9 protein-coding genes are annotated in these 23,268 nt (G+C 46.2%); 7 read left to right on the top strand and 2 right to left on the bottom strand.

Annotated elements, in window-relative coordinates:
- Positions 1 to 70: 70 nt before the first annotated feature.
- Positions 71 to 3,679, top strand: coding sequence for a Yip1 family protein (locus NLZ44_RS10315; RefSeq protein WP_493752703.1), 3,609 nt, complete (start codon positions 71 to 73; stop codon positions 3,677 to 3,679).
- 218 nt (positions 3,680 to 3,897) lie between these two features.
- Complete coding sequence (locus NLZ44_RS10310) at positions 3,898 to 4,074, top strand: hypothetical protein (protein ID WP_493752702.1); 177 nt, start codon at positions 3,898 to 3,900, stop codon at positions 4,072 to 4,074.
- A gap of 749 nt (positions 4,075 to 4,823) precedes the next feature.
- On the opposite strand, the gene NLZ44_RS10305 is transcribed toward NLZ44_RS10310, so the two are convergent.
- Positions 4,824 to 4,949: a hypothetical protein gene (locus NLZ44_RS10305; RefSeq protein ID WP_315664639.1), complete on the bottom strand. Its 126-nt coding sequence runs from the start codon at positions 4,947 to 4,949 to the stop codon at positions 4,824 to 4,826.
- 98 nt (positions 4,950 to 5,047) lie between these two features.
- On the opposite strand from NLZ44_RS10305, the gene NLZ44_RS10300 reads away from it, so the two are divergent.
- The 3 genes from NLZ44_RS10300 to NLZ44_RS10290 all read left to right on the top strand — a co-directional run bounded on the left by NLZ44_RS10300 (position 5,048) and on the right by NLZ44_RS10290 (position 15,823).
- A complete protein-coding gene (locus NLZ44_RS10300) occupies positions 5,048 to 7,696 on the top strand; it encodes a DUF4347 domain-containing protein (RefSeq protein ID WP_493752701.1) in 2,649 nt (882 codons plus the stop codon).
- Between the two features lie 1,273 nt (positions 7,697 to 8,969).
- Positions 8,970 to 11,396 (top strand): SBBP repeat-containing protein, encoded by a 2,427-nt coding sequence (locus NLZ44_RS10295; RefSeq protein ID WP_493752700.1) that lies wholly within the window; start codon positions 8,970 to 8,972, stop codon positions 11,394 to 11,396.
- Positions 11,397 to 11,803: 407 nt separating this feature from the next.
- A complete protein-coding gene (locus NLZ44_RS10290; protein ID WP_493752699.1) occupies positions 11,804 to 15,823 on the top strand; it encodes a Calx-beta domain-containing protein in 4,020 nt (1,339 codons plus the stop codon).
- Between the two features lie 178 nt (positions 15,824 to 16,001).
- Here NLZ44_RS10290 and NLZ44_RS10285 read toward each other — a convergent pair whose 3' ends face one another.
- Positions 16,002 to 16,178 carry a hypothetical protein gene (locus NLZ44_RS10285; RefSeq protein ID WP_493752698.1) on the bottom strand — a complete coding sequence of 59 codons (177 nt, stop codon included), beginning with the start codon at positions 16,176 to 16,178 and terminating at the stop codon, positions 16,002 to 16,004.
- Between the two features lie 315 nt (positions 16,179 to 16,493).
- Here NLZ44_RS10285 and NLZ44_RS10280 point away from each other — a divergent pair, with 315 nt between their 5' ends.
- Both NLZ44_RS10280 and NLZ44_RS10275 read left to right on the top strand, forming a co-directional pair.
- The gene (locus NLZ44_RS10280) at positions 16,494 to 18,176 is read left to right on the top strand and encodes a bluetail domain-containing putative surface protein (RefSeq protein ID WP_493752697.1); all 1,683 of its coding nucleotides are present in this window, start codon (positions 16,494 to 16,496) and stop codon (positions 18,174 to 18,176) included.
- A 2,954-nt stretch (positions 18,177 to 21,130) separates the two neighbouring features.
- Positions 21,131 to 23,164 carry an SBBP repeat-containing protein gene (locus NLZ44_RS10275; protein ID WP_493752696.1) on the top strand — a complete coding sequence of 678 codons (2,034 nt, stop codon included), beginning with the start codon at positions 21,131 to 21,133 and terminating at the stop codon, positions 23,162 to 23,164.
- Positions 23,165 to 23,268: the final 104 nt, after the last annotated feature.

The following is a 23,268-nucleotide window of genomic DNA, read 5'->3' as shown; positions in this document are numbered from 1 at the left end:
CGACACGATCATGCGATCGCTTAAAGTCTATTGCAGACCAAATCTACAGATTGACGCGATATAAATCACTATGGAAACGGCATTTGACCAATGGTGGCATCTAATCTTAGGGGCGCTGTCCCTGAACCGAGATGCTTTTGTAGAAATTAATATCCTACCCCTAGGTAGAGGACTAGCCCTAACAATAGTGTTGGTGGCGGGAGTCTCCCAGGCGATAGGTCAATCGATTGTTTTATTTATTAACCGAGTCCGACCCTTCCGATTTGTGCTGAGTTTAGGAATGGCCGCGATTTTGTTTGTGTTCACGTTTTGGTTTTGGGCGGCGAGTATTTGGCTAGTCCACAATGCGATATTTAATAGCGGACTGAACCTACAAGCAACGATTACGACGCTAGGATTAAGCTACGCGCCGCAAATTTTACGATTCATAGTGGGTCTTCCCTATTTTGGCATTCCCATTGGTGTATTTCTGTCGATTTGGTCATTACTAGCGGAAGTAACGGCGATTAAAGCAGTAACCAATCTTGACACCTGGGCTACTTTTTCGTCGGTAGGGTTAGGCTGGGTACTATTGCAGATTTTACAACGAACGATCGGCAGTCCGTTAATGATTCTGGGTCAAAAGTTAACTAACCTAGTGGCGGGAACCGAGGTAGTAACCGATCGCCAAAAACTCACACAAATGGTGATATCAGGTAATATCGAAAGCATCGATGATGTGGGTAATGAAGTAATACTGGATGCTGCGACCCGCCACAGTCCAGAAACCATCAAACGCAACCGGGCGATCCAATTGATCGCATTAGGATTAACGGGGTTTTTCGTGTTTGTGTTAATTTCCTCCCAGTCCCCAGGTTGGTTTAGTCGTTGGTACAATGCGTTAGAACAAACTTTGCAATTAGCGATCGACCTGACGACTATTGGCTTGATCGCGCTATTCTTTTCGATATTCCTAACTCCCCTAGAAGCCCTAAGTTGGTGGGCGGGATGGTATGGTGATCGCACCCTGAAATATACAGGAACCCCGGTCAAAGAAATCGAGAACCCCAACAGTATTTCCCGTTATGTAATGTACCTAGACGGTATCAATCAAGGTTCCCATGAATACCTCCCCCAAGTTGAAAATATGTTGGATAAGGTAGCTGAGTCCTTACCTGATGATATTCTCATCGTCAAAGGAATCATGCCTTATAGTGTCACCAATAAACCCCTAACCTCAGACCGTCCCCTATCGTTTATTTGGCAAATCATTGAATCAATATCCCTAAAAAATCCGGCTAACCCGATCGCTTTTATTATCAATTTCCGCAATGTGGTTTCTGTAGCGATCGCCGCCGACCCCCGTTATGGTCCGATTCAAAACCAAGGATTAGCCCAAGTCATTTATAATAGTCTAATTAGCTTTGGCTATCCCCTCGGTAGTGGTAAACCGATTACCCTGATTGGTTACAGTGGGGGTGGTCAGATGTCTATGGGTGCCGTTAGCTTCCTGAAATACAATATTAATGCCCCCATTGAGGTGATTTCTTTAGCGGGGGTAATTAGTGGGAATACCGGGGCTATGGCGATTCAAAGACTCTATCACCTAGTGGGGGAAAAAGATCCTGTGGAAAAACTCGGTCCGATTATGTTTTCAGGACGCTGGCCGATTTCCGTTCTTTCTAATTGGAATTGTGCCAAAAGACGGGGCAGAATTATCTTGATTTCTTTGGGTCCAGTAGGTCATAATGGCGATGATGGACCCATGGGGGATGCGCTGTTACCGGACGGACGGACGCACCTGGAACAGACCGTGCAAATTATTACAGGTATTCTCTGTCAAAATTGGGAACTCACGGGATTAGACCCGCAGAAGTTTATCACCATTAGCGAATATGAACGCTACAAGCAGGGGTTATTTAATCAAGTAGGTTATTATCCGCTTCAACAAAGGTTAAATACCGATTTATATCACCCCAATTATACTTGGATAGGTCGGTTAATTTTACCAAGTAAAGATGAACGGGAAACCCTGAAAGGCGTGCGGCTGGAAATTTATCATGCTGACCCGGAAAATCAACATCGCATCGGACAGGTAGTAATTTTGCGCTGGAGTGATGAACAGTGGGTGCAAAACTACTCGAAATTGTTAAAAATGGATGTGAATTTATCTGAACAAGCGCGCCTTAGTCAACGACAGGGAAAGGTTCATCCTCACCGACTTGATGGTTGGGAAAATGTGGATCCTTTGGAGTCTTTGGCGGGAGCGAGACCTGATGATGATATGATTGTGGCACTTCGTGAACCGGTGGTAATTAAGGATACTGGGGAGGGTGTTCCGGTGGTGTATATTCAACGGGAACCGATGCAAATTTCGGGGCGGTTTTATGGGGTGGTAAGGTTTGTTAAAAACTTGGGCAATGACCTGTTTCAAGTTCGGCATTTTAACCGGTCTACAGGGGATTTTGATGGGGATGAGGAGATAGTTTATATGCCGACGGTAATCCCTAATCGTAATGGGGTTTATTCTTTTAATAATCAGGGGGTGGAAGAGTCTCCGGTTAACAGGGGAGGATGGTATATTTATGGGGCGAGAAATAACCAAGGTCGGTTTACGGTACAGGCGATCGCACCTAGGGAAATGTTCCGCCTCTCCCCTCAACGGGTGATTCACGGTCTGACACCATGCTTGGATTACTTGAGGCGTGATTATTTGAGTAATTTAAAGGCGGAAAAGGGGAAGATTAAAAATGTGTTATTATCTCCGCACAATGAGGGTGAAGATGATCATATGGCGATTTCTCAATGGCGAGAAGGCGATCGCGCTTTGATGATGCACCTGTTTGGCGGTATTGGCGGAAATAAAGCCGAATTAGCATCAATGAAAATCTATTTTGGGCATTTTGCTTTCGGGGTAGCTACGGTGAAACGAGACCCTTTAACGGGGGAGTTACGTTTTGCGATCGAGTACCGACAAATTTATACTAATAATACTGATGGTATTATTTCTGGGGCGAATGCTTGGGAACATTATGGAGGCGATCGTCAATGGGGATGGTTGGGTGTGCGACCATTATGCGAAACTCTAATTAAGTTTAGCCCCCTCACCGAAGATTATGATTTTGATGGCATCAAATTCTCCCCCCTAAATGCCGTTATTCAGGAATTAGATATTATGGCTGCGCGTTATCGTGTCGGAGACGGAACCGGAACTACTTTTGTGAGTCCCGTTAATTCCTGTTGTCAGGACTCTAGCCAAGCCTTATATTCCTCTTTGCGGCAAATTTTAGCCGAGTTAGAATTAAATCCCCTAATCATTAAATGGATGCGAGAACACCCTAATCATGAGCAAACTCTCCGTTTCCAACAGTTAGGCGATTTACTGAATACCCTCGAACATTATTTAACCCCCATGGGAAAGGTACGCCCAGACTGGCGATTTAATGCCCCCAAATTAGGTGATTTGACTGTCGAAAACCCCCGCGACACTCTGATTAAGGCTTTGTCTAGTTGGCGAACTCTTCTACCTCGTTGGGTTCACGACCAAATCGCCATGATTTTTCTGCAATTAGGGGCGGATTTATGGATACTCAGGACTAATCAAGTAGGTGGTTTTGACCCCGACATTGAACCAGTCGCACCTACAGATTTTCGATTAGGAGTCCCTCACATTAAACCAGCCAAAAAGAACTGGTCTTAGCTAGTTGATTCGGTCTCTCTTTCAGGTGATTTTACCGGGAGAGACTGAACCCCTCCCTAAACCATTATATATGTCGGCACGGTTTCCCATTCTTTTATAATAAGTCAAGTTCCGGTATTTGTCAATAGAAAAACCTGGGATTTTTTGAGCCTATTTAAGTAGGTTGGGTGGAGGAACGGAACCCAACACCACCATCTCACCCCATTTGAGTAGGTTGGGTGGAGGAGGGGAACCCAACACCACCATCTCACCGCTGTTGGGTTTCACCCAACCTACTATTCAGAGCGATCGCCTATTTGAGTAGGTTGGGGGTCCGAACGCCACCCCACACCACCATCTCACCCCTGTTGGGTTTCACCCAACCTACTATTCAGAGCGATCGCCTATTTGAGTAGGTTGGGGGGTCCGAACGCCACCCCACACCACCATCTCACCCCTGTTGGGTTTCACCCAACCTACTATTCAGAGCTATAGGCTCAAAAAACCATTATATATGTCGGCACGGTTTCCCATTCTTTTATAATAAGTCAAGTGCCGGGATTTGTCAAGGGAAAAATCGGGATTTTGTTAGTTTTTTTAGGATTGCCTAATCTGCTGATGGGTAGCGGGTTTTAGAGAGTGTGGGGAAATGGTGCGATCGCTTTTTTTCAGCCCTAATGGTAGCCGGTTATATAGCCTATTTAAGTAGGTTGGGTGGAGGAACGGAACCCAACACCACCATCTCACCCCTGATTGGTAGCGGGTTTTAGAGAGTGTGAGGTAATAGTGCGATCGCTTTTTTTAAGAATGATGGTGGCCGGTTATATAGCCTATTTAAGTAGGTTGGGTGGAGGAACGGAACCCAACACCACCATCTCACCGCTGTTGGGTTTCACCCAACCTACCCAGAGCTATAAGCTCAAAAAACCATTATATATGTCGGCACGGTTTCCCATGATTTAATAATAAGTCAAGCTCCCATATTTGTCAAGGGAAAAATCGGGATTTTGTTAGTTTTTTGAGGATTGCCTAATCTGCTGATTGGTAGCGGGTTTTAGAGAGGGAGTAGAGAAGGGGTTGGTTGATAGGGGATTAATTGATGACGTGGGGTGGTTTTTCCACGGTCTCCCCATCCCCATATATGTCGGCTGGTAGAGGCTCAAAATTAAAAGCGATCGCATTTCTTAACTTCAGACCGATAACCCGGGGGATTTACCGGGAATTCTCCTTGACAAATATTCACAATTTTCCAGCCATCCAACCCCCCAGAGTAAGTTATAATCGAAGCCATCAATATCCGTTTCAAGACTTCACATTTTCTGAATATTTAGTTGATAGAGTTACTCAGAGCCTATCCAATTATCTGCAACTAATTTCCAGGTAATACCTATGAACAGTCAACCGCTCAGTTACAGTCAGCGCACAGAACCTGCCACCAGGGAGGCGGTTAAGCCCAAACTACTGGTAATTATCGATAGCGCCCTAGAGGATTACTCTCTGTTAGTAGCAGGAGTGATTCCCAGCGCCCAGGTGCTATTGTTAGATAGCCAGGGGGATGGAGTGCAACAAATTAGCGATATTCTAGCAACAGAAACCGAAATTGAACAACTGCATCTACTCTGCCACGGTTCTCCGGGATGTCTATATTTAGGCAATAGTATCCTCAACCTAGCTACCCTAGGAAAGTATACTCCTGAGTTAAAAAAATGGCGAAACGCCTTGGGTGTTGGTAGCCAAGTGATTCTCTACGGATGCCAAGTAGCCGCCCAAAAAGTAGGGCAAAAATTCGTCAACACCCTGCACCAAGTTCTGGGTAGTAACTTAGCAGCTACCGATAACTTAACCGGAAATAAGCAACGGGGTGGCAGTTGGAATTTAGGTGTCAATATTGGGAGGATATCTGCATCTCCAGTATTGTCTACAGAGGTAATGGCTACCTATGGTGGGGTACTCCATTACAATTTGGCTTGGGCAGCACAAAGTATTGGGGGAAGTGATTGGGGCAGGCATGGTATCGCCGTAGATGATACTGGGAATGTCTATACTACAGGTCGTTTTGATGATGGCAGCATAGATATCAACGGGGACGGCACTGCTGACCTGGTTTCGGCGGGAGGGACGGATGCCTATATTGCCAAATTCAACCGTGATGGTACTTTGGTTTGGGCACAAAGTATTGGGGGAAGAAGTTGGGACTCTGGCAATGGTATCGCCGTAGATGATGCTGGGAATGTCTATGCTACAGGTGATTTTTCTGGCCGCATAGATATCAACGGGGACGGCACTGCTGACCTGGTTTCGGCGGGATGGGAGGATGCCTATATTGCCAAATTCAACCGTGATGGTGCTTTGGTTTGGGCACAAAGTATTGGGGGAAGTGATTATTCGGACTCTGGCAATGGTATCGCCGTAGATGATACTGGGAATGTCTACGCTACAGGTGGTTTCTCTGGCAGCATAGATATCAACGGGGACGGCACTGCTGACCTGGTTTCGGCGGGATATGGGGAGGCCTATATTGCCAAATTCAACCGTGATGGTACTTTGGTTTGGGCACAAAGTATTGGGGGAAGTGATTATTCCAGCTATGGCAATGGTATCGCCGTAGATGATGCTGGGAATGTCTACGCTACAGGTAGTTTTTATGGCAGCATAGATATCAACGGGGACGGCACTGCTGACCTGGTTTCGGCGAGAGGGACGGATGCCTATATTGCCAAATTCAACCGTGATGGTGCTTTGGTTTGGGCACAAAGTATTGAGGGAAGTGATTGGGGCAGGCGTGGTATCACCGTAGATGATGCTGGGAATGTCTATGCTACAGGTGGTTTTTCTGGCAGCATAGATATCAACGGGGACGGCACTGCTGACCTGGTTTCGGCGGAATATGGGGAGGATGCCTATATTGCCAAATTCAACCGTGATGGTACTTTGGTTTGGGCACAAAGTATTGGGGGAAGTGATTTTGACTCTGGCAATGGTATCGCCGTAGATGATGCTGGGAATGTCTACGCTACAGGTGATTTTTATGGCAGCATAGATATCAACGGGGACGGCACTGCTGACCTGGTTTCGGCGGAATATGGGGAGGCTGTATATGAGAGGGCTGCCTATATTGCCAAATTCAACCGTGATGGTACTTTGGTTTGGGCACAAAATATTGTGGGAAGAAGTTGGGGCTATGGCGATGGTATCGCCGTAGATGATGCTGGGAATGTCTATGCTACAGGTTTTTTTTCTGACCGCATAGATATCAACGGGGACGGCACTGCTGACCTGGTTTCGGCGGGAAGTAATTCTTATATCATTAAATTTGAGACCGCTGCGCCTGACTCAGTTGTTCCGATTCGAGGCACTCCTGGCAATGATACTTTAACCGGAACCCGCGATGCCGATTTGCTATTGGGATTAGACGGTAACGACACCATTAAGGGACTAGGTGGAGACGACACCCTGATGGGTGGTTTTGGTCATGATTACTTAGATGGAGGTCCGGGAAATGACAGCCTTCTTGGTGGTCCCGGTCGGGATACTTTAATCGGTGGTGCTGGTAACGACACCCTCAACGGTGGTCCCGGTCAAGATATTCTCACTGGTGGTCCTGGTGCTGATATCTTTGTGTTCCAGTTTGGGGAATCGAGGGTAATGCAGGCAAAGAGGAGGGTTTATCCTGACCATATTACCGACTTTGACATCGGTACTGATAAAATTGACCTGCTGAAACAGGACGGGGAGGAAATGAATCCCCCCAGGAGATTGACCCGTGCTGCTAATAATAAGGGTCGCCGTCTACAGGCTGTGATTAATCAGGTATTTAAAGATGCCAATGGGGAGCAAGAAGGCGACCAACCATTAGGAATTAACAGTGCTGCATTGGTCAGGGCAACTAATCGTCATATTCGCGGCACTTATCTGGTGATTAATGATAATGTTCCTGGTTTTCAGCCCCGGAATGATTTAGTTATCAATATCACTGGATATACGGGGGATTTACCAGGTTTCGGAGAGATTCCGGTTCAGGATTTCTTTGTAGTGTAATCCTGGGGAATTAAGTTCCGATTGATGAGGTGGGGTTGAATGGCTATTTGACCCCACTTCTCTATAGGCTCAAAAAACCATTATATATGTCGGCACGGTTTCCCATTCTTTAATAATAAGTCAAGTTCTGGAATTTGTCAAGAGAAAAATCGGGATTTTGTTAGTTTTTTTAGGATTGCCTAATCTGCTGATGGGTAGCGGGTTTTAGAGAGTGTGGGGAAATGGTGCGATCGCTTTTTTTAAGAATGATGGTGGCCGGTTATATAGCCTATTTAAGTAGGTTGGGTGGAGGAACGGAACCCAACACCACCATCTCACCGCTGTTGGGTTTCACCCAACCTACTCAGAGCTATAGGCTCAAAAAACCATTATATATGTCGGCACAGTTTCCCATTCTTTAATAGTAAGTCAAGTTTCCGCATTTGTCAAGGGAAAAATAGGGATTTTTAGAGTTTTTTTAGGATTGCCTAAGCTGCTGATGAGTGGGGGGTTTTAGAGAGTGTGGGGAAATGGTGCGATCGCTTTTTTTAAGAATGATGGTGGCCGGTTATATAGCCTATTTAAGTAGGTTGGGTGGAGGAACGGAACCCAACGCCACCATCTCACCCCTGTTGGGTTTCACTGCGTTTCACCCAACCTACCCAGAGCCATTTAACCCCACTTCTCTATAGGCTCAAAAAACCATTATATATGTCGGCACGGTTTCCCATGATTTAATAATAAGTCAAGTTTCCGCATTTGTCAAGGGGAAAAATCGGGATTTTGTTAGTTTTTTTAGGATTGCCTAATCTGCTGATTGGTAGCGGGTTTTAGAGAGTGTGGGGAAATGGTGCGATCGCTTTTTTTAAGAATGATGGTGGCCGGTTATATAGCCTATTTAAGTAGGTTGGGTGGAGGAACGGAACCCAACGCCACCATCTCACCCCTGTTGGGTTTCACTGCGTTTCACCCAACCTACCCAGAGCCATTTAACCCCACTTATCTATAGGCTCAAAAAACCATTATATATGTCGGCACGGTTTCCCATGATTTAATAATAAGTCAAGTTTCCGCATTTGTCAAGGGGAAAAATCGGGATTTTGTTAGTTTTTTTAGGATTGCCTAATCTGCTGATTGGTAGCGGGTTTTAGAGAGTGTGGGGAAATGGTGCGATCGCATTTTTTGACAATTCGGGTTTGACATCATATTGGGAACTCAGTATCGTTTTAGTAAGCCATGTCAATACCAATTCAGGTATGAAATTTCCATTGCTCAATTCGAGAGAGATGCCCCAATGAACAATGATGCTAACGAAATCTTCGATATTTTTGAATCATCAGATTCTCTAAATCCCCTACCAGCACTGGGATTCATTGATAATGTATCCGTCGAACCACTGACAGCAGCATTAACTCAAGTTAACCAGCAATTAACAGAGTTTGTCGCCTCCGCTAATTTCGAGGCGGATTTACAAACGGCTTTCGGTGAATATACGGATGTGGAATTAGGTGCAACCATCATTGAGGCTTTGAGTCAAGGTGAAACACCAGAGATGATGGTGCTTGCGACTACATCCATGAATGGTGCAGATGGCGCTTTTGATTCCGTGACGGGTAAGGTGTATTTATCGGATGCGATAATTCACAGTGAGAAACTGGTGGATGTAATAACCGAGGAATTCGGGCATTATCTGGATTCTCAGTTAAACGAAATCGACTCTCCTGGAGATGAGGGAGAGTTATTTATGCGCCTAGTGAATGGGGAAGCCTTGACAGAAGCAGATATCACTGGGTTAAGGAATCAGAATGATTGGGGAATCATCTGGGTAGAGGGAGAACCAGTAGCAGTACAGATGTCAGGGTCGCCAGAGTTCGCCTGGACGCGCCTGTTGGGAACCCGTGAGGATGAGCGGGCTTATGCCCTGACCACGGGTAGTGATGGCTCGATTTATGTGGCGGGCTATACTGAAGGCAACCTAGATGGACAAACCAATAGTGGTGAAGAAGATGCCTTTATCACCAAGTTCCAGCCCAATGGCACTCAAGCCTGGACGCGCCTGCTGGGAACCCGTGGGCTTGACGAGGCTAATGCCCTGACCACGGGTAGTGATGGCTCGATTTATGTGGCGGGCTATACTGAAGGCAACCTAGATGGACAAACCAATAGTGGTGAAGAAGATGCCTTTATCACCAAGTTCCAGCCCAATGGCACTCAAGCCTGGACGCGCCTGCTGGGAACCCGTGGGCTTGACGAGGCTAATGCCCTGACCACGGGTAGTGATGGCTCGATTTATGTAGCGGGCACGACTGAAGGCAACCTAGATGGACAAACCAATAGTGGTGAAGAAGATGCCTTTATCACCAAGTTCCAGCCTGATGGCACTAAAGCCTGGACGCGCCTGTTGGGGACTCGTGAGGATGACGAGGCTTATGCCCTGACCACGGGTAGTGATGGGTCGATTTATGTAGCGGGCTATACTGAAGGCAACCTAGATGGACAAACTAATAGTGGTGGGCGGGATGCCTTTATCACCAAGTTCCAGCCCAATGGCACTCAAGCCTGGACGCGCCTGTTAGGAACCAGTGCTTCGGACGAGGCTTTTGCCCTGACCACCGGTAGTGATGGCTCGATTTATGTGGCGGGCGAGACTTTTGGCAACCTAGATGGACAAACCAATAGTGGCTTTACTGATGCGTTTATCACCAAGTTCCAGCCTGATGGCACTAAAGACTGGACGCGCCTGTTGGGAAGTGGTGAGAGGGACGAGGCTAATGCCCTGACCACCGGTAGTGATGGCTCGATTTATGTGGCGGGCTATACTGGGGGCGGCCTAGATGGACAAACCAGTATTGGTCGCTTAGATGCCTTTATCACCAAGTACCAGCCCAATGGCAGTAAAGACTGGACGCGCCTGTTCGGCTCCACTAGGGATGACATGGCTCGTGCCCTGACCACAGGTAGTGATGGGTCAATTTATATGGCGGGCGAGACTTTTGGCAACGTAGATGGACAAACCAATAGTGGCGACTGGGATGCCTTTATCACCAAGTTGACAATAGATGGTGCTGAAACACCAGAACCCACACCAGAACCAGAACCAATTAGGGGTACTCGTGGCAATGATTTATTACGAGGAACCCCTGGTCATGACACCATCTATGGATTAGCAGGTAATGATACTTTAATCGGTGGTGCTGGTAACGACACCCTCAACGGTGGTCCCGGTCGGGATACTTTAATCGGTGGTGCTGGTAACGACACCCTCAACGGTGGTGCGGCTCGGGATATTCTCACTGGTGGTCGTGGTGCTGATATCTTTGTGTTCCAGTTTGGGGAATCGAGGGTAGCGGCTCCTGACCATATTACCGACTTGGAAATCGGTACTGATAAAATTGACTTGCTGAACCGACGCGGACGGGATATCGGGGCTCCTGAGAATTTGACCCGCGCTCGAAATAGCAATGCTCCTAACCTGCGAAGGCTGGTTAATCAGGTATTTCGTAATGCTGATGGCGGACAAGCCGGACGACAACCATTAGAACCTAATAGTGCTGCATTAGTGAGGGCAACTAATCGTCATATTCGCGGCACTTATCTGGTGATTAATGATAATGTTGGTGGTTTTCAGCCCCGGAATGATTTAGTTATCAATATCACTGGATATACGGGGGATTTACCAGGTTTCGGAGAGATTCCGGTTGAGGATTTCTTTGTAGTGTAATCCTGGGGAATTAAGTTCCGATTGATGAGGTGGGGTTGAATGGCTATTTGACCCCACTTCTCTATAGGCTCAAAAAACCATTATATATGTCGGCACGGTTTCCCATTCTTTAATAATAAGTCAAGTTCTGGAATTTGTCAAGAGAAAATCTGATCAAGTCGAGAACTGTTTTATATCAGGGGATTAGCAGCATATCAGTGGGAAGCGATCGCCTTTTTGACCCGATTCGGAGTTGACATAATATTTGAGGTAGAATAAAATTGGTATTGCGGGGAGAACTAGGCAAATATAGCAATCTTATTGCATTCGTCATATTTAGTCACATTTCACCATTGCCACCGGGGTAATTGATGAATTGCCCCTACCATAAACGATTATGGCCTTATGTACCTAGGGAGTAAGCCACCATGGAAAATACTAGTGAAATATTGGGTCTGACAGTACCAGATCCACCGGACTATCTGAATCCCTTACCCTCACTGGGATTCATAGGTGATGTATCCGTAAAACCACTGACAGCAGCATTAGAAATCGAGGCGGCATTGACTCAGGTTAACCAACAATTAACAGAGTTTGTCGCCTCAGCTAATTTTGAGGCAGATTTACAAACGGCTTTCGGTGAATATACGGATGTGGAATTAGGTGCAACTATCATCGAGGCTTTAGCTAAGAGTAGCCAACTCCCAGATATGATAGTAGTGTCATCAGACCTAATGAATGGTGTTAATGGCGGTTTTGACTCTCTGACGGGTACGGTATATTTATCGGATGCGATAATTCACAGTGATCAACTGGTAAATGTGATCACGGAGGAATTCGGGCATTATATAGACTCCCAATTAAATGAAATTGACTCTCCTGGGGATGAGGGAGAGTTATTCATGCGGTTAGTGAATGGGGAGGTATTGAGTGAAGTTGATCTAACTTATTTGAGGAATAAAGATGACCGAGTAATGATTTTGGGTGGGTTGGTTGAGGTAGAAGCCAATGAAGATATTGTCATTGATAATCCTGCCAACTTTTTCCCGGAAATGTCTATAGCAGATACCGAAATACTGGAAGGCGATCGCGGTCGCAGTTTTGCGGAATTTCCGGTAACTCTCAACAGTCCCAGTGACCAGATGATCGCAGTAAATTTTACTACGGCTGATGTCACGGCTACAGTGGCTGACGGAGATTATCAGCTAACTAACGGACGGTTAATTTTTCCGCGAGGCGAAACGGAAAGGATGATCAGAGTTCCGGTGATTGGGGATACCAAAATCGAACCAGATGAAACCTTTAGGGTAATTCTGAGTGACCCACAAAATGTGACTTTAGCTAATGCAGTGGCTACGGGTACAATTATTAATGACGATATCGCACAAATTTCGATTTCTGACACCGAAATAATGGAAGGCGATCGCGGTCGCAGTTTTGCGGAATTTAAGGTAACTCTCGACAGTCCTAGTAACCAAATTGTGAGAGTTAATTTTACTACGGCTGATGGCACGGCTACCGTCGCTGACGAAGACTATGAGCCGACTAGCGGACAGCTAGTTTTTCCGAGGGGTCAAACGGAAAGGGTGATCAGAGTTCCGGTGATTGGGGATACCAAACTCGAACCGGATGAAACCTTTAAGGTAATTCTCAGTGAACCGGAAAATGCCGAGTTGGGTCGGGATGAAGCAATCGGCACTATTCTTAATGATGATGTGCCAGAAATGTCTATAGCAGATACCGAAATACTGGAAGGCGATCGCGGTCGCAGTTTTGCGGAATTTAAGGTAACTCTCAACAGTCCCAGTGACCAGATGATCGCAGTTAATTTTACTACGGCTGATGGCACGGCTACCGTGGCTGACCGAGACTATCATCCAACTAACGGACGGTTAATTTTTCCGAGGGGTCAAACGGAAAGGGTGATCAGAGTTCCGGTGTTTGGGGATACCAAAATCGAACCAGATGAAACCTTTAGGGTAATTCTGAGTGACCCACAAAATGTGACTTTAGCTAATGCAGTGGCTACGGGTACAATTATTAATGACGATATCGCACAAATTTCGATTTCTGACACCGAAATAATGGAAGGCGATCGCGGTCGCAGTTTTGCGGAATTTAAGGTAACTCTCGACAGTCCTAGTAACCAAATGGTGAGAGTTAATTTTACTACGGCTGATGGCACGGCTACCGTCGCTGACGAAGACTATGAGCCGACTAGCGGACAGCTAGTTTTTCCGAGGGGTCAAACGGAAAGGGTGATCAGAGTTCCGGTGATTGGGGATACCAAAGTCGAACCGGATGAAACCTTTAAGGTAATTCTCAGTGAACCGGAAAATGCGGAGTTGGGTCGGGATGAAGCGATCGGCACTATTCTTGATGATGATGATGATGATATTATAGTGCCAGAAATGTCTATAGCAGATACCCAAATACTGGAAGGCGATCGCGGTCGCAGTTTTGCGGAATTTAAGGTAACTCTCAACCGTCCTAGTGACCAAATCGTGAGAGTTAATTTTACTACCGGTGATGGCACTGCTACGGTGGCTGACAGTGACTATGAGAGAACTAGGGGAGAGCTAGTTTTTCGGAGGGGTCAAACGGAAAGGGTGATCAGAGTTCCGGTGATTGGAGATACTAAAGTCGAACCGGATGAAACCTTTAGGGTAATCCTGAGTAACCCACAAAATGTGACTTTAGCTAATCGACAGGCTACGGGTACTATTATTAATGACGATATCGCACAAATTTCGATTTCTGACACCCAAATACTGGAAGGCGATCGCGGTCGCAGCTTTGCGGAATTTAAGGTAACTCTTGACCGTCCGAGTAACCAAATGGTGAGAGTTAATTTTACTACGGCTGATGACACGGCTACGGTGGCTGACGAAGACTATGAGCCGACTAGCGGACAGCTAGTTTTTCCGAGGGGTCAAACGGAAAGGGTGATCAGAGTTCCGGTGATTGGGGATACCAAAGTCGAACCGGATGAAACCTTTAAGGTAATTCTCAGTGAACCGGAAAATGCGGAGTTGGGTCGGGATGAAGCGATCGGCACTATTCTTAATGATGATGTGCCAGAAATCTCTATAGCAGATACCGAAATACTGGAAGGCGATCGCGGTCGCAGCTTTGCCGAATTTAAGGTAACTCTCAACAGTCCGAGTAACCAAATCGTGAGGGTGGATTATAATACGGCTGATGGCACGGCTACGGTGGCTGACCGTGACTATCAGCGAACTACGGGACGGTTAGTTTTTCCGCGAGGGGAAACGGAAAGGGTGATCAGAGTTCCGGTGTTTGGAGATACCAAAGTCGAACCGGATGAAACCTTTAGGGTAATTCTGAGTGAACCACAAAATGCCGAGTTGGGTCGGGGTCAAGCTACGGGTACTATTCTTAATGATGATGTACCAGAAATATCTATAGCAGATACCCAAATACTGGAAGGCGATCGCGGTCGCAGTTTTGCGGAATTTAAGGTAACTCTCAACAGTCCGAGTAACCAAATCGTGAGAGTTAATTATGCTACGGCTGATGACACGGCTACCGTCGCTGATGGAGACTATGAGCCAACTAGCGGAGAGCTAGTTTTTGCGAGGGGTCAAACGGAAAGGGTGATCAGAGTTCCGGTGATTGGAGATACGGAAGTCGAACCGGATGAAACCTTTAAAGTAATTCTCAGTGAACCGGAAAATGCCGATTTGGGTCGGGATGAAGCTACGGGTACTATTCTTAATGATGATGGACTCGTTAGTGCCAATATCTCCATTGCAGACACCCAAATACTGGAAGGCGATCGCGGTCGCAGTTTTGCGGAATTTAAGGTAACTCTCGACCGTCCGAGTAACCAAATCGTGAGAGTTAATTATACTACCAAGGATGGCACGGCTAAGGTGGCTGACAGTGACTATGAACCAACTAGCGGAGAGCTAATTTTCCCGCGAGGCGAAACGGAAAGGGTGATCAGAGTTCCGGTGATTGGAGATACCAAAATCGAACCGGATCAAACCTTTAAGGTAATTCTCAGTGACCCACAAAATGCCGAGTTGGAACGGGGTGAAGCTACGGGTACTATTCTTGATGACGATGACCCAGAACTGGGTAATAGTTTGGGTAACCCCTTTGTGCTTGGCAACCTTACTGGTGAAATCGTTAGGACGAACCGAATCGGCTTTATTGAATCAGAAAAGCGTGATGTCAATGATTATTACAGCTTCAGACTGAATCGTACCGGTACTGTCACAATCAACCTTGATGACCTAGTGGCAAATGCTAACCTGCAATTGTTGGGTAGCCTGGGTGAGTTGATAGACCAATCTAATAATCCAGATACTCAGGCAGAAACTATTACCCAACGAGACCTTGAACCCGGAATTTACCATGTGCGGGTACATCCCCATGTTAGCGCTCGGACGAAGTACAGATTGAGTATTGAGTTGATTTAGTTAAATAATGTGGGTTGGGGTGATTTTTTAACCCCACCTACTCACCACCACCCCTTCCCAGAAATGGGGGTGGGGGCTTAAACCCCTTATATATATGTCGGCACGGTTTCCCATTCTCTAATCATAAGTCAAGTCATAGAATTTGTCAAGAGAAAAATCCCAGATTTTTAGAGTTTTTTTAGGATTGCCTAAACTGTTGATTGCCGGGGATTAGCAGGAGAGTAGTAGGAAGCGATCGCCTTTGGGAAGGGATGCGGACTTGACGTTCCATTTTGGGGAAAATATAATAGAAATTAGAGGAATATGTAAGCCTCTGATATTGAGTGTGTAATAGCATCTCAATTTTGTTAACCATGCTAACCCAAAAATGATTTGGTATAAAAGGCGAGTTGATAGGCAGGTATAATAATTAAGTAATAGCGCCCACAAATATTACGGCTAGATAGCTTTAGCCAGGAACTAATTGGGTGTTGAGTCCGCCCCAGGTAAGGGATAGGATTGAAGACAGATGCAGCATCAACTGAGTTGAGGCAGTGAACAACCGTCTGGTTTTGAGCAGCAGATAGGTGTTACTGATAGCTTTCGTAATGTGATCGGGTTGGTATACAAGGTTGATGAGGGAATCATTGCTCATCAATCATTTACAACTATCACAAGGAGTGACAATAACATGGCTATTAGATATCCTTCTCCTCAAGACCAATATATGCTGGAATTGATCAACCGTGGTCGGCGATCGCCTCAAGGTGAAGCTAATCTATATCTGGATGGATATCTCAATAAAGGAATTGCTGCGGGAACAATTACCACTGAACCAAAACAACCTTTAGCATTCAACCTAAACCTGAATGCAGCGGCGGAAACCCACAGCCAGTCTATGCTGGATGATAACTATTTCTCTCATGATGGTATTGATGGTACAACATTTCGTGAGCGTATGGAGATCGCTGGTTATCCCTTTTCTGGGCGATCGATGAGTGGTGAAAATATTTCTTGGTCAGGAAGCACTGGAGATATTGACTTTACTGAGAGAGTTCAGGGGAACTATGAAAGACTTTTTCAGTCAACTACAGGTCATCGTCAGAACTTAATGAACGCTGATTTCCGGGAGGTTGGACTGGCTTCCCTACAAGGAGATTTTACCTCGACCGGGCGGACTTATAATTCGGTAATGACTACCCAGAATTTTGCTTATTCCAGTGACAGGGGACCCTTTATTCTGGGTGTGGCTTATAGTGATACTGTGACTGAGGATAACTTCTATACAGTTGGTGAAGGTATTGGTGGACTAACGGTTAGAGCAGTTAATACCAACGATAATAGTCAGGTATTCACCACTACAACCTGGGATTCGGGGGGTTATAGCTTAGAAGTTCATCCAAATACCTCCTATACAGTAACTTTTTCCGGTGATTGGAATGGAGACGGTAAAACAGATACAGCCAATTATCGAGTTGTGGTGGATTCGGAAAACGTCCAACAAGATTGGATAGTTGGGTCTCCCGCAGAACCGGAACCACCCGCAGAACCGGAACCACCCATACCTGTAGTCGAACCACCAGAATCGGAACCGACACCACCGGAAATACCCGTACCACCAACGGAACCACCCGAACCAGAACCAATTAGGGGTACTCGTGGCAATGATTTATTACGAGGAACCCCTGGTCATGACACCATCTATGGATTAGCAGGTAATGATACTTTAATCGGTGGAAAAGGTAACGATTATTTAGATGGAGGTCCGGGAAACGATCGCCTCCTTGGTGGTGCGGGTCACGATACTTTAATCGGTGGAAAAGGTAACGATTATTTAGATGGAGGTCCAGGAAATGACAGCCTCCTTGGTGGTCCCGGTCGGGATACTTTAATCGGTGGTGCTGGTAACGACACCCTCAACGGTGGTCCCGGTCAAGATATTCTCACTGGTGGTCGTGGTGCTGATATCTTTGTGTTCCAGTTTGGGGAATCGAGGGTAGCGGCTCCTGACCATATTACCGACTTGGAAATCGGTACTGATAAAATTGACTTGCTGAACCGACGCGGACGGGATATCGGGGCTCCTGAGAATTTGACCCGCGCTGGAAATAGCAATGCTCCTAACCTGCGAAGGCTGGTTAATCAGGTATTTCGTAATGCTGATGGCGGACAAGCCGGACGACAACGATTACAACCTAATAGTGCTGCATTAGTCAGGGCGACTCATGCCGATATTCGCGGCACTTATCTGGTGATTAATGATAATGTTGGTGGTTTTCAGCCCCGGAATGATTTAGTTATCAATATCACTGGATATACGGGGGATTTACCAGGTTTCGGAGAGATTCCGGTTGAGGATTTCTTTGTAGTGTAATCCTGGGGAATTAAGTTCCGATTGATGAGGTGGGGTTGAATGGCTATTTAACCCCACTTCTCTATAGGCTCAAAAAACCATTATATATGTCGGCACGGTTTCCCATTCTTTAATAATAAGTCAAGTGCCGGGATTTGTCAAGGGGAAAAATCGGGATTTTTAGAGTTTTTTTAGGATTGCCTAATCTGCTGATTGGTAGCGGGTTTTAGAGAGTGTGGGGAAATGGTGCGATCGCTTTTTTTAAGAATGATGGTGGCCGGTTATATAGCCTATTTAAGTAGGTTGGGTGGAGGAACGGAACCCAACGCCACCATCTCACCGCTGTTGGGTTTCACCCAACCTACTCAGAGCTATAGGCTCAAAAAAACATTATATATGTCGGCACGGTTTCCCATTCTTTAATAATAAGTCAAGTCGCGGGATTTGTCAAGGGAAAAATCGGGATTTTTAGAGTTTTTTTAGGATTGCCTAATCTGCTGATTGGTAGCGGGTTTTAGAGAGTGTGGGGAAATGGTGCGATCGCTTTTTTTCCGCCCTGATGGTAGCCGGTTATATAGCCTATTTAAGTAGGTTGGGTGGAGGAACGGAACCCAACGCCACCATCTCACCGCTGTTGGGTTTCACCCAACCTACCCAGAGCTATAGGCTCAAAAAACCATTATATATGTCGGCACGGTTTCCCATTATTGAACAATAAGTCAAGCCCTGGGATTTGTCAAGGGGAAAAATCGGGATTTTTAGAGTTTTTTTAGGATTGCCTAATCTGCTGATTGGTAGCGGGTTTTAGAGAGTGTGGGGAAATGGTGCGATCGCTTTTTTTCCGCCCTGATGGTGGCCGGTTATATAGCCTATTTAAGTAGGTTGGGTGGAGGAACGGAACCCAACGCCACCATCTCACCGCTGTTGGGTTTCACCCAACCTACTCAGAGCTATAGGCTCAAAAAAACATTATATATGTCGGCACGGTTTCCCATTCTTTAATAATAAGTCAAGTCGCGGGATTTGTCAAGGGAAAAATCGGGATTTTTAGAGTTTTTTTAGGATTGCCTAATCTGCTGATTGGTAGCGGGTTTTAGAGAGTGTGGGGAAATGGTGCGATCGCTTTTTTTCCGCCCTGATGGTAGCCGGTTATATAGCCTATTTAAGTAGGTTGGGTGGAGGAACGGAACCCAACACCACCATCTCACCGCTGTTGGGTTTCACCCAACCTACTCAGAGCTATAGGCTCAAAAAAACATTATATATGTCGGCACGGTTTCCCATTATCTAATAATAAGTCAAGTCGCGGGATTTGTCAAGGGGAAAAATCGGGATTTTTAGAGTTTTTTTAGGATTGCCTAATCTGCTAATTGGTAGCGGGTTTTAGAGAGTGTGGGGAAATGGTGCGATCGCTTTTTTTCCGCCCTGATGGTAGCCGGTTATATAGCCTATTTAAGTAGGTTGGGTGGAGGAACGGAACCCAACGCCACCATCTCACCGCTGTTGGGTTTCACCCAACCTACTACCCAGATCTATAGGCTCAAAAAACTATTATATATGTCGGCACGGTTTTCAATTATTTAATAATAAGTCAAGCTCCCATATTTGTCAAGGCAAAAATTGGGATTTTTAGAGTTTTTTTGGTATTGCCTAAGCTGCTGATGAGTGGGGGGTTTTAGAGAGTGTGAGGTAATAGTGCGATCGCTTTTTTTAAGAATGATGGTGGCCGGTTATATAGCCTATTTAAGTAGGTTGGGTGGAGGAACGGAACCCAACGCCACCATCTCACCGCTGTTGGGTTTCACCCAACCTACTCAGAGCTATAGGCTCAAAAAAACATTATATATGTCGGCACGGTTTCCCATTCTTTAATAATAAGTCAAGTCGCGGGATTTGTCAAGGGAAAAATCGGGATTTTGTTAGTTTTTTTAGGATTGCCTAATCTGCTGATTGGTAGCGGGTTTTAGAGAGTGTGGGGAAATGGTGCGATCGCTTTTTTTAAGAATGATGGTGGCCGGTTATATAGCCTATTTAAGTAGGTTGGGTGGAGGAACGGAACCCAACACCACCATCTCACCGCTGTTGGGTTTCACCCAACCTACTCAGAGCTATAGGCTCAAAAAACCATTATATATGTCGGCACGGTTTCCCATTGTTTAATGATAAGTCAAGTTCCGGGATTTGTCAAGGCAAAAATCGGGATTTTTTTAGTTTTTTTAGGATTGCCTAATCTGCTGATTGGTAGCGGGTTTTAGAGAGTGTGGGGAAATGGTGCGATCGCTTTTTTTAAGAATGATGGTGGCCGGTTATATAGCCTATTTAAGTAGGTTGGGTGGAGGAACGGAACCCAACGCCACCATCTCACCGCTGTTGGGTTTCACCCAACCTACTCAGAGCTATAGGCTCAAAAAACCATTATATATGTCGGCACGGTTTCCCATTGTTTAATGATAAGTCAAGTTCCGGGATTTGTCAAGGCAAAAATCGGGATTTTTTTAGTTTTTTTAGGATTGCCTAATCTGCTGATTGGTAGCGGGTTTTAGAGAGTGTGGGGAAATGGTGTGATCGCTTTTTTTAAGAATGATGGTGGCCGGTTATATAGCCTATTTAAGTAGGTTGGGTGGAGGAACGGAACCCAACGCCACCATCTCACCGCTGTTGGGTTTCACCCAACCTACTCAGAGCTATAGGCTCAAAAAAACATTATATATGTCGGCACGGTTTCCCATTCTTTAATAATAAGTCAAGCCCTCGTATTTGTCAAGGCAAAAATCGGGATTTTTTTAGTTTTTTTAGGATTGCCTAATCTGCTGATTGGTAGCTGGTTTTAGAGAGTGTGGGGAAATGGTGCGATCGCTTTTTTTAAGCCCTGATGGTGGCCAGTTATATTTACAGCCAAGTACAATTGTCGTTAGCCATGTAAATACCAATCCAGGTATGAAATCTTTATGGCTCCATTGGAGGGGGATACCCTAATGAACAATACTAGCGAAATATCCGATATTTTTGAATCATCAGATTCTCAGAATTTCATGCCCTCACAGGGATTCAGTGGGGTAGAAGGTGAACCAGTAGCAGTACAGATGTCCGCGCCGCCAGAGTTCGCCTGGACGCGCCTGTTGGGAACCAGTGCTTGGGACCAGGCATTAGCCCTGACCACCGGTAGTGATGGCTCGATTTATGTAGCCGGCTATACTGATGGCGACCTAGACGGACAAACCAATAGTGGTGCCGCTGATGCCTTTATCACCAGGTTCCAGCCTGATGGCACTAAAGCCTGGACGCGCCTGTTGGGAAGCGGTGAGTATGACGTGGCATCAGCCCTGACCACTGGCCTTGATGGCTCGATTTATGTAGCCGGCTATACTGATGGCGACCTAAATGGACAAACCAATAGTGGCGAATGGGATGCCTTTATCAGCAGGTTCCAGCCTGATGGCACTAAAGCCTGGACGCGCCTGTTGGGAACCAGTGCTTGGGACCAGGCATTAGCCCTGACCACCGGTAGTGATGGCTCGATTTATGTAGCCGGCTATACTGATGGCGACCTAGACGGACAAACCAATAGTGGTGAGGGGGATGCCTTTATCAGCAGGTTCCAGCCTGATGGCACTAAAGCCTGGACGCGCCTGTTGGGAACCAGTAATTTTGACGTGGCTAATGCCCTGACCACCGGTAGTGATGGCTCGATTTATGTAGCCGGCTATACTGATGGCGACCTAGACGGACAAATCAATAGTGGTGACGCTGATGCCTTTATCAGTAGGTTCCAGCCTGATGGCACTCAAGACTGGACGCGCCTGTTGGGAACCTGGGGACCTGACTATGCATCAGCCCTGACCACGGGTAGTGATGGCTCGATTTATGTGGCGGGCGAGACTATGGGCAACTTAGATGGGCAAACCCGTAGTGGTTTTTATGCTGAGTTTGATGCCTTTATCAGCAGGTTCCAGCCTGATGGTACTCAAGACTGGACTCGCCTGTTGGGAAGCGGTGAGTATGAGGGGGCATCAGCCCTGACCACCGGTAGTGATGGGTCTATTTATGTGGCGGGCTGGACTGGGGGCAACCTAGACGGACAAATCAATAGTGGTATGGCTGATGGCTTTATCAGTAGGTTCCAGCCTGATGGCACTAAAGACTGGACGCGCCTGTTGGGAAGCGGTGAGGCTGACGTGCCTCGTGCCCTGACCACCGGTAGTGATGGGTCTATTTATGTGGCGGGCGAGACTACGGGCGACCTAGATGGACAAACCAATAGTGGTGGCGGTGATGCCTTTATTAGCAGGTTGATAGTAGATGGTGCTGACACACCGGAGAGACCAGAAATTCATCAAGTCATTAATTGGGATAGTTTCCCGCCTCAAATTACGGGAGTTTTGCCAACCGAGAATCAAGGCTCTATTACTCAACCTTTACCCAATCAATGGTTTGGGACTGACCATCATGATGTAATTATCGGGACGGCTTCTGATGAAACTTTGCTGGGTTTTCAAGGTGATGATTGGCTCCAGGTTTCCCAGGGAAATAATACTCTGTTTGGCGGTCAGGGTAATGATATCTTAGTTGCTGGTGAGGGGGATGATATCCTATTGGGAAATAAGGATGATGATATCCTATTTGGAGGCGACGGGAATGATTCCCTTTATGGTGGTCAGGGGAATGATACGTTGGTAGCAGGTAATGGGAATCAGATTTTGTTTGGAGACCAGGGTAATGATATCCTATTTGGAGGCACTCAAGGTGTTGATACTCTGGTGGGAGGCGAGGGAAATGATACTTTGGTAATGCTTCCGGGAGAAGGTTACAGCATAGTAACTGACTTTCAGGTAAATCAGGATATGGTGGTTTTGCTCGGTAGCCCTGATGACTATGAAATTGGGTCACTACCCAGCGGTTTTCATAGTGGTACAGCTATTTATGTAGCCGGTTCTGACCAACTGGTGGGTGTCCTGGAAGGGGTTACTAATGTCAGTTTAGAAGATGGTAATATCTTCGGTTGGGGGTAGGTGATGGTTGGGCGGCTTTCCGTTTAGCTACTTGTCTATGAGATGGGCTGAAAGTGCGATCGCTTTTTTCGATTTACTGCCTAATTAGAACCTTGACCCGTTTA

This window comes from Arthrospira sp. PCC 9901, from assembly GCF_059013425.1.
This window is presented reverse-complemented; position numbering and strand designations above follow the sequence as displayed.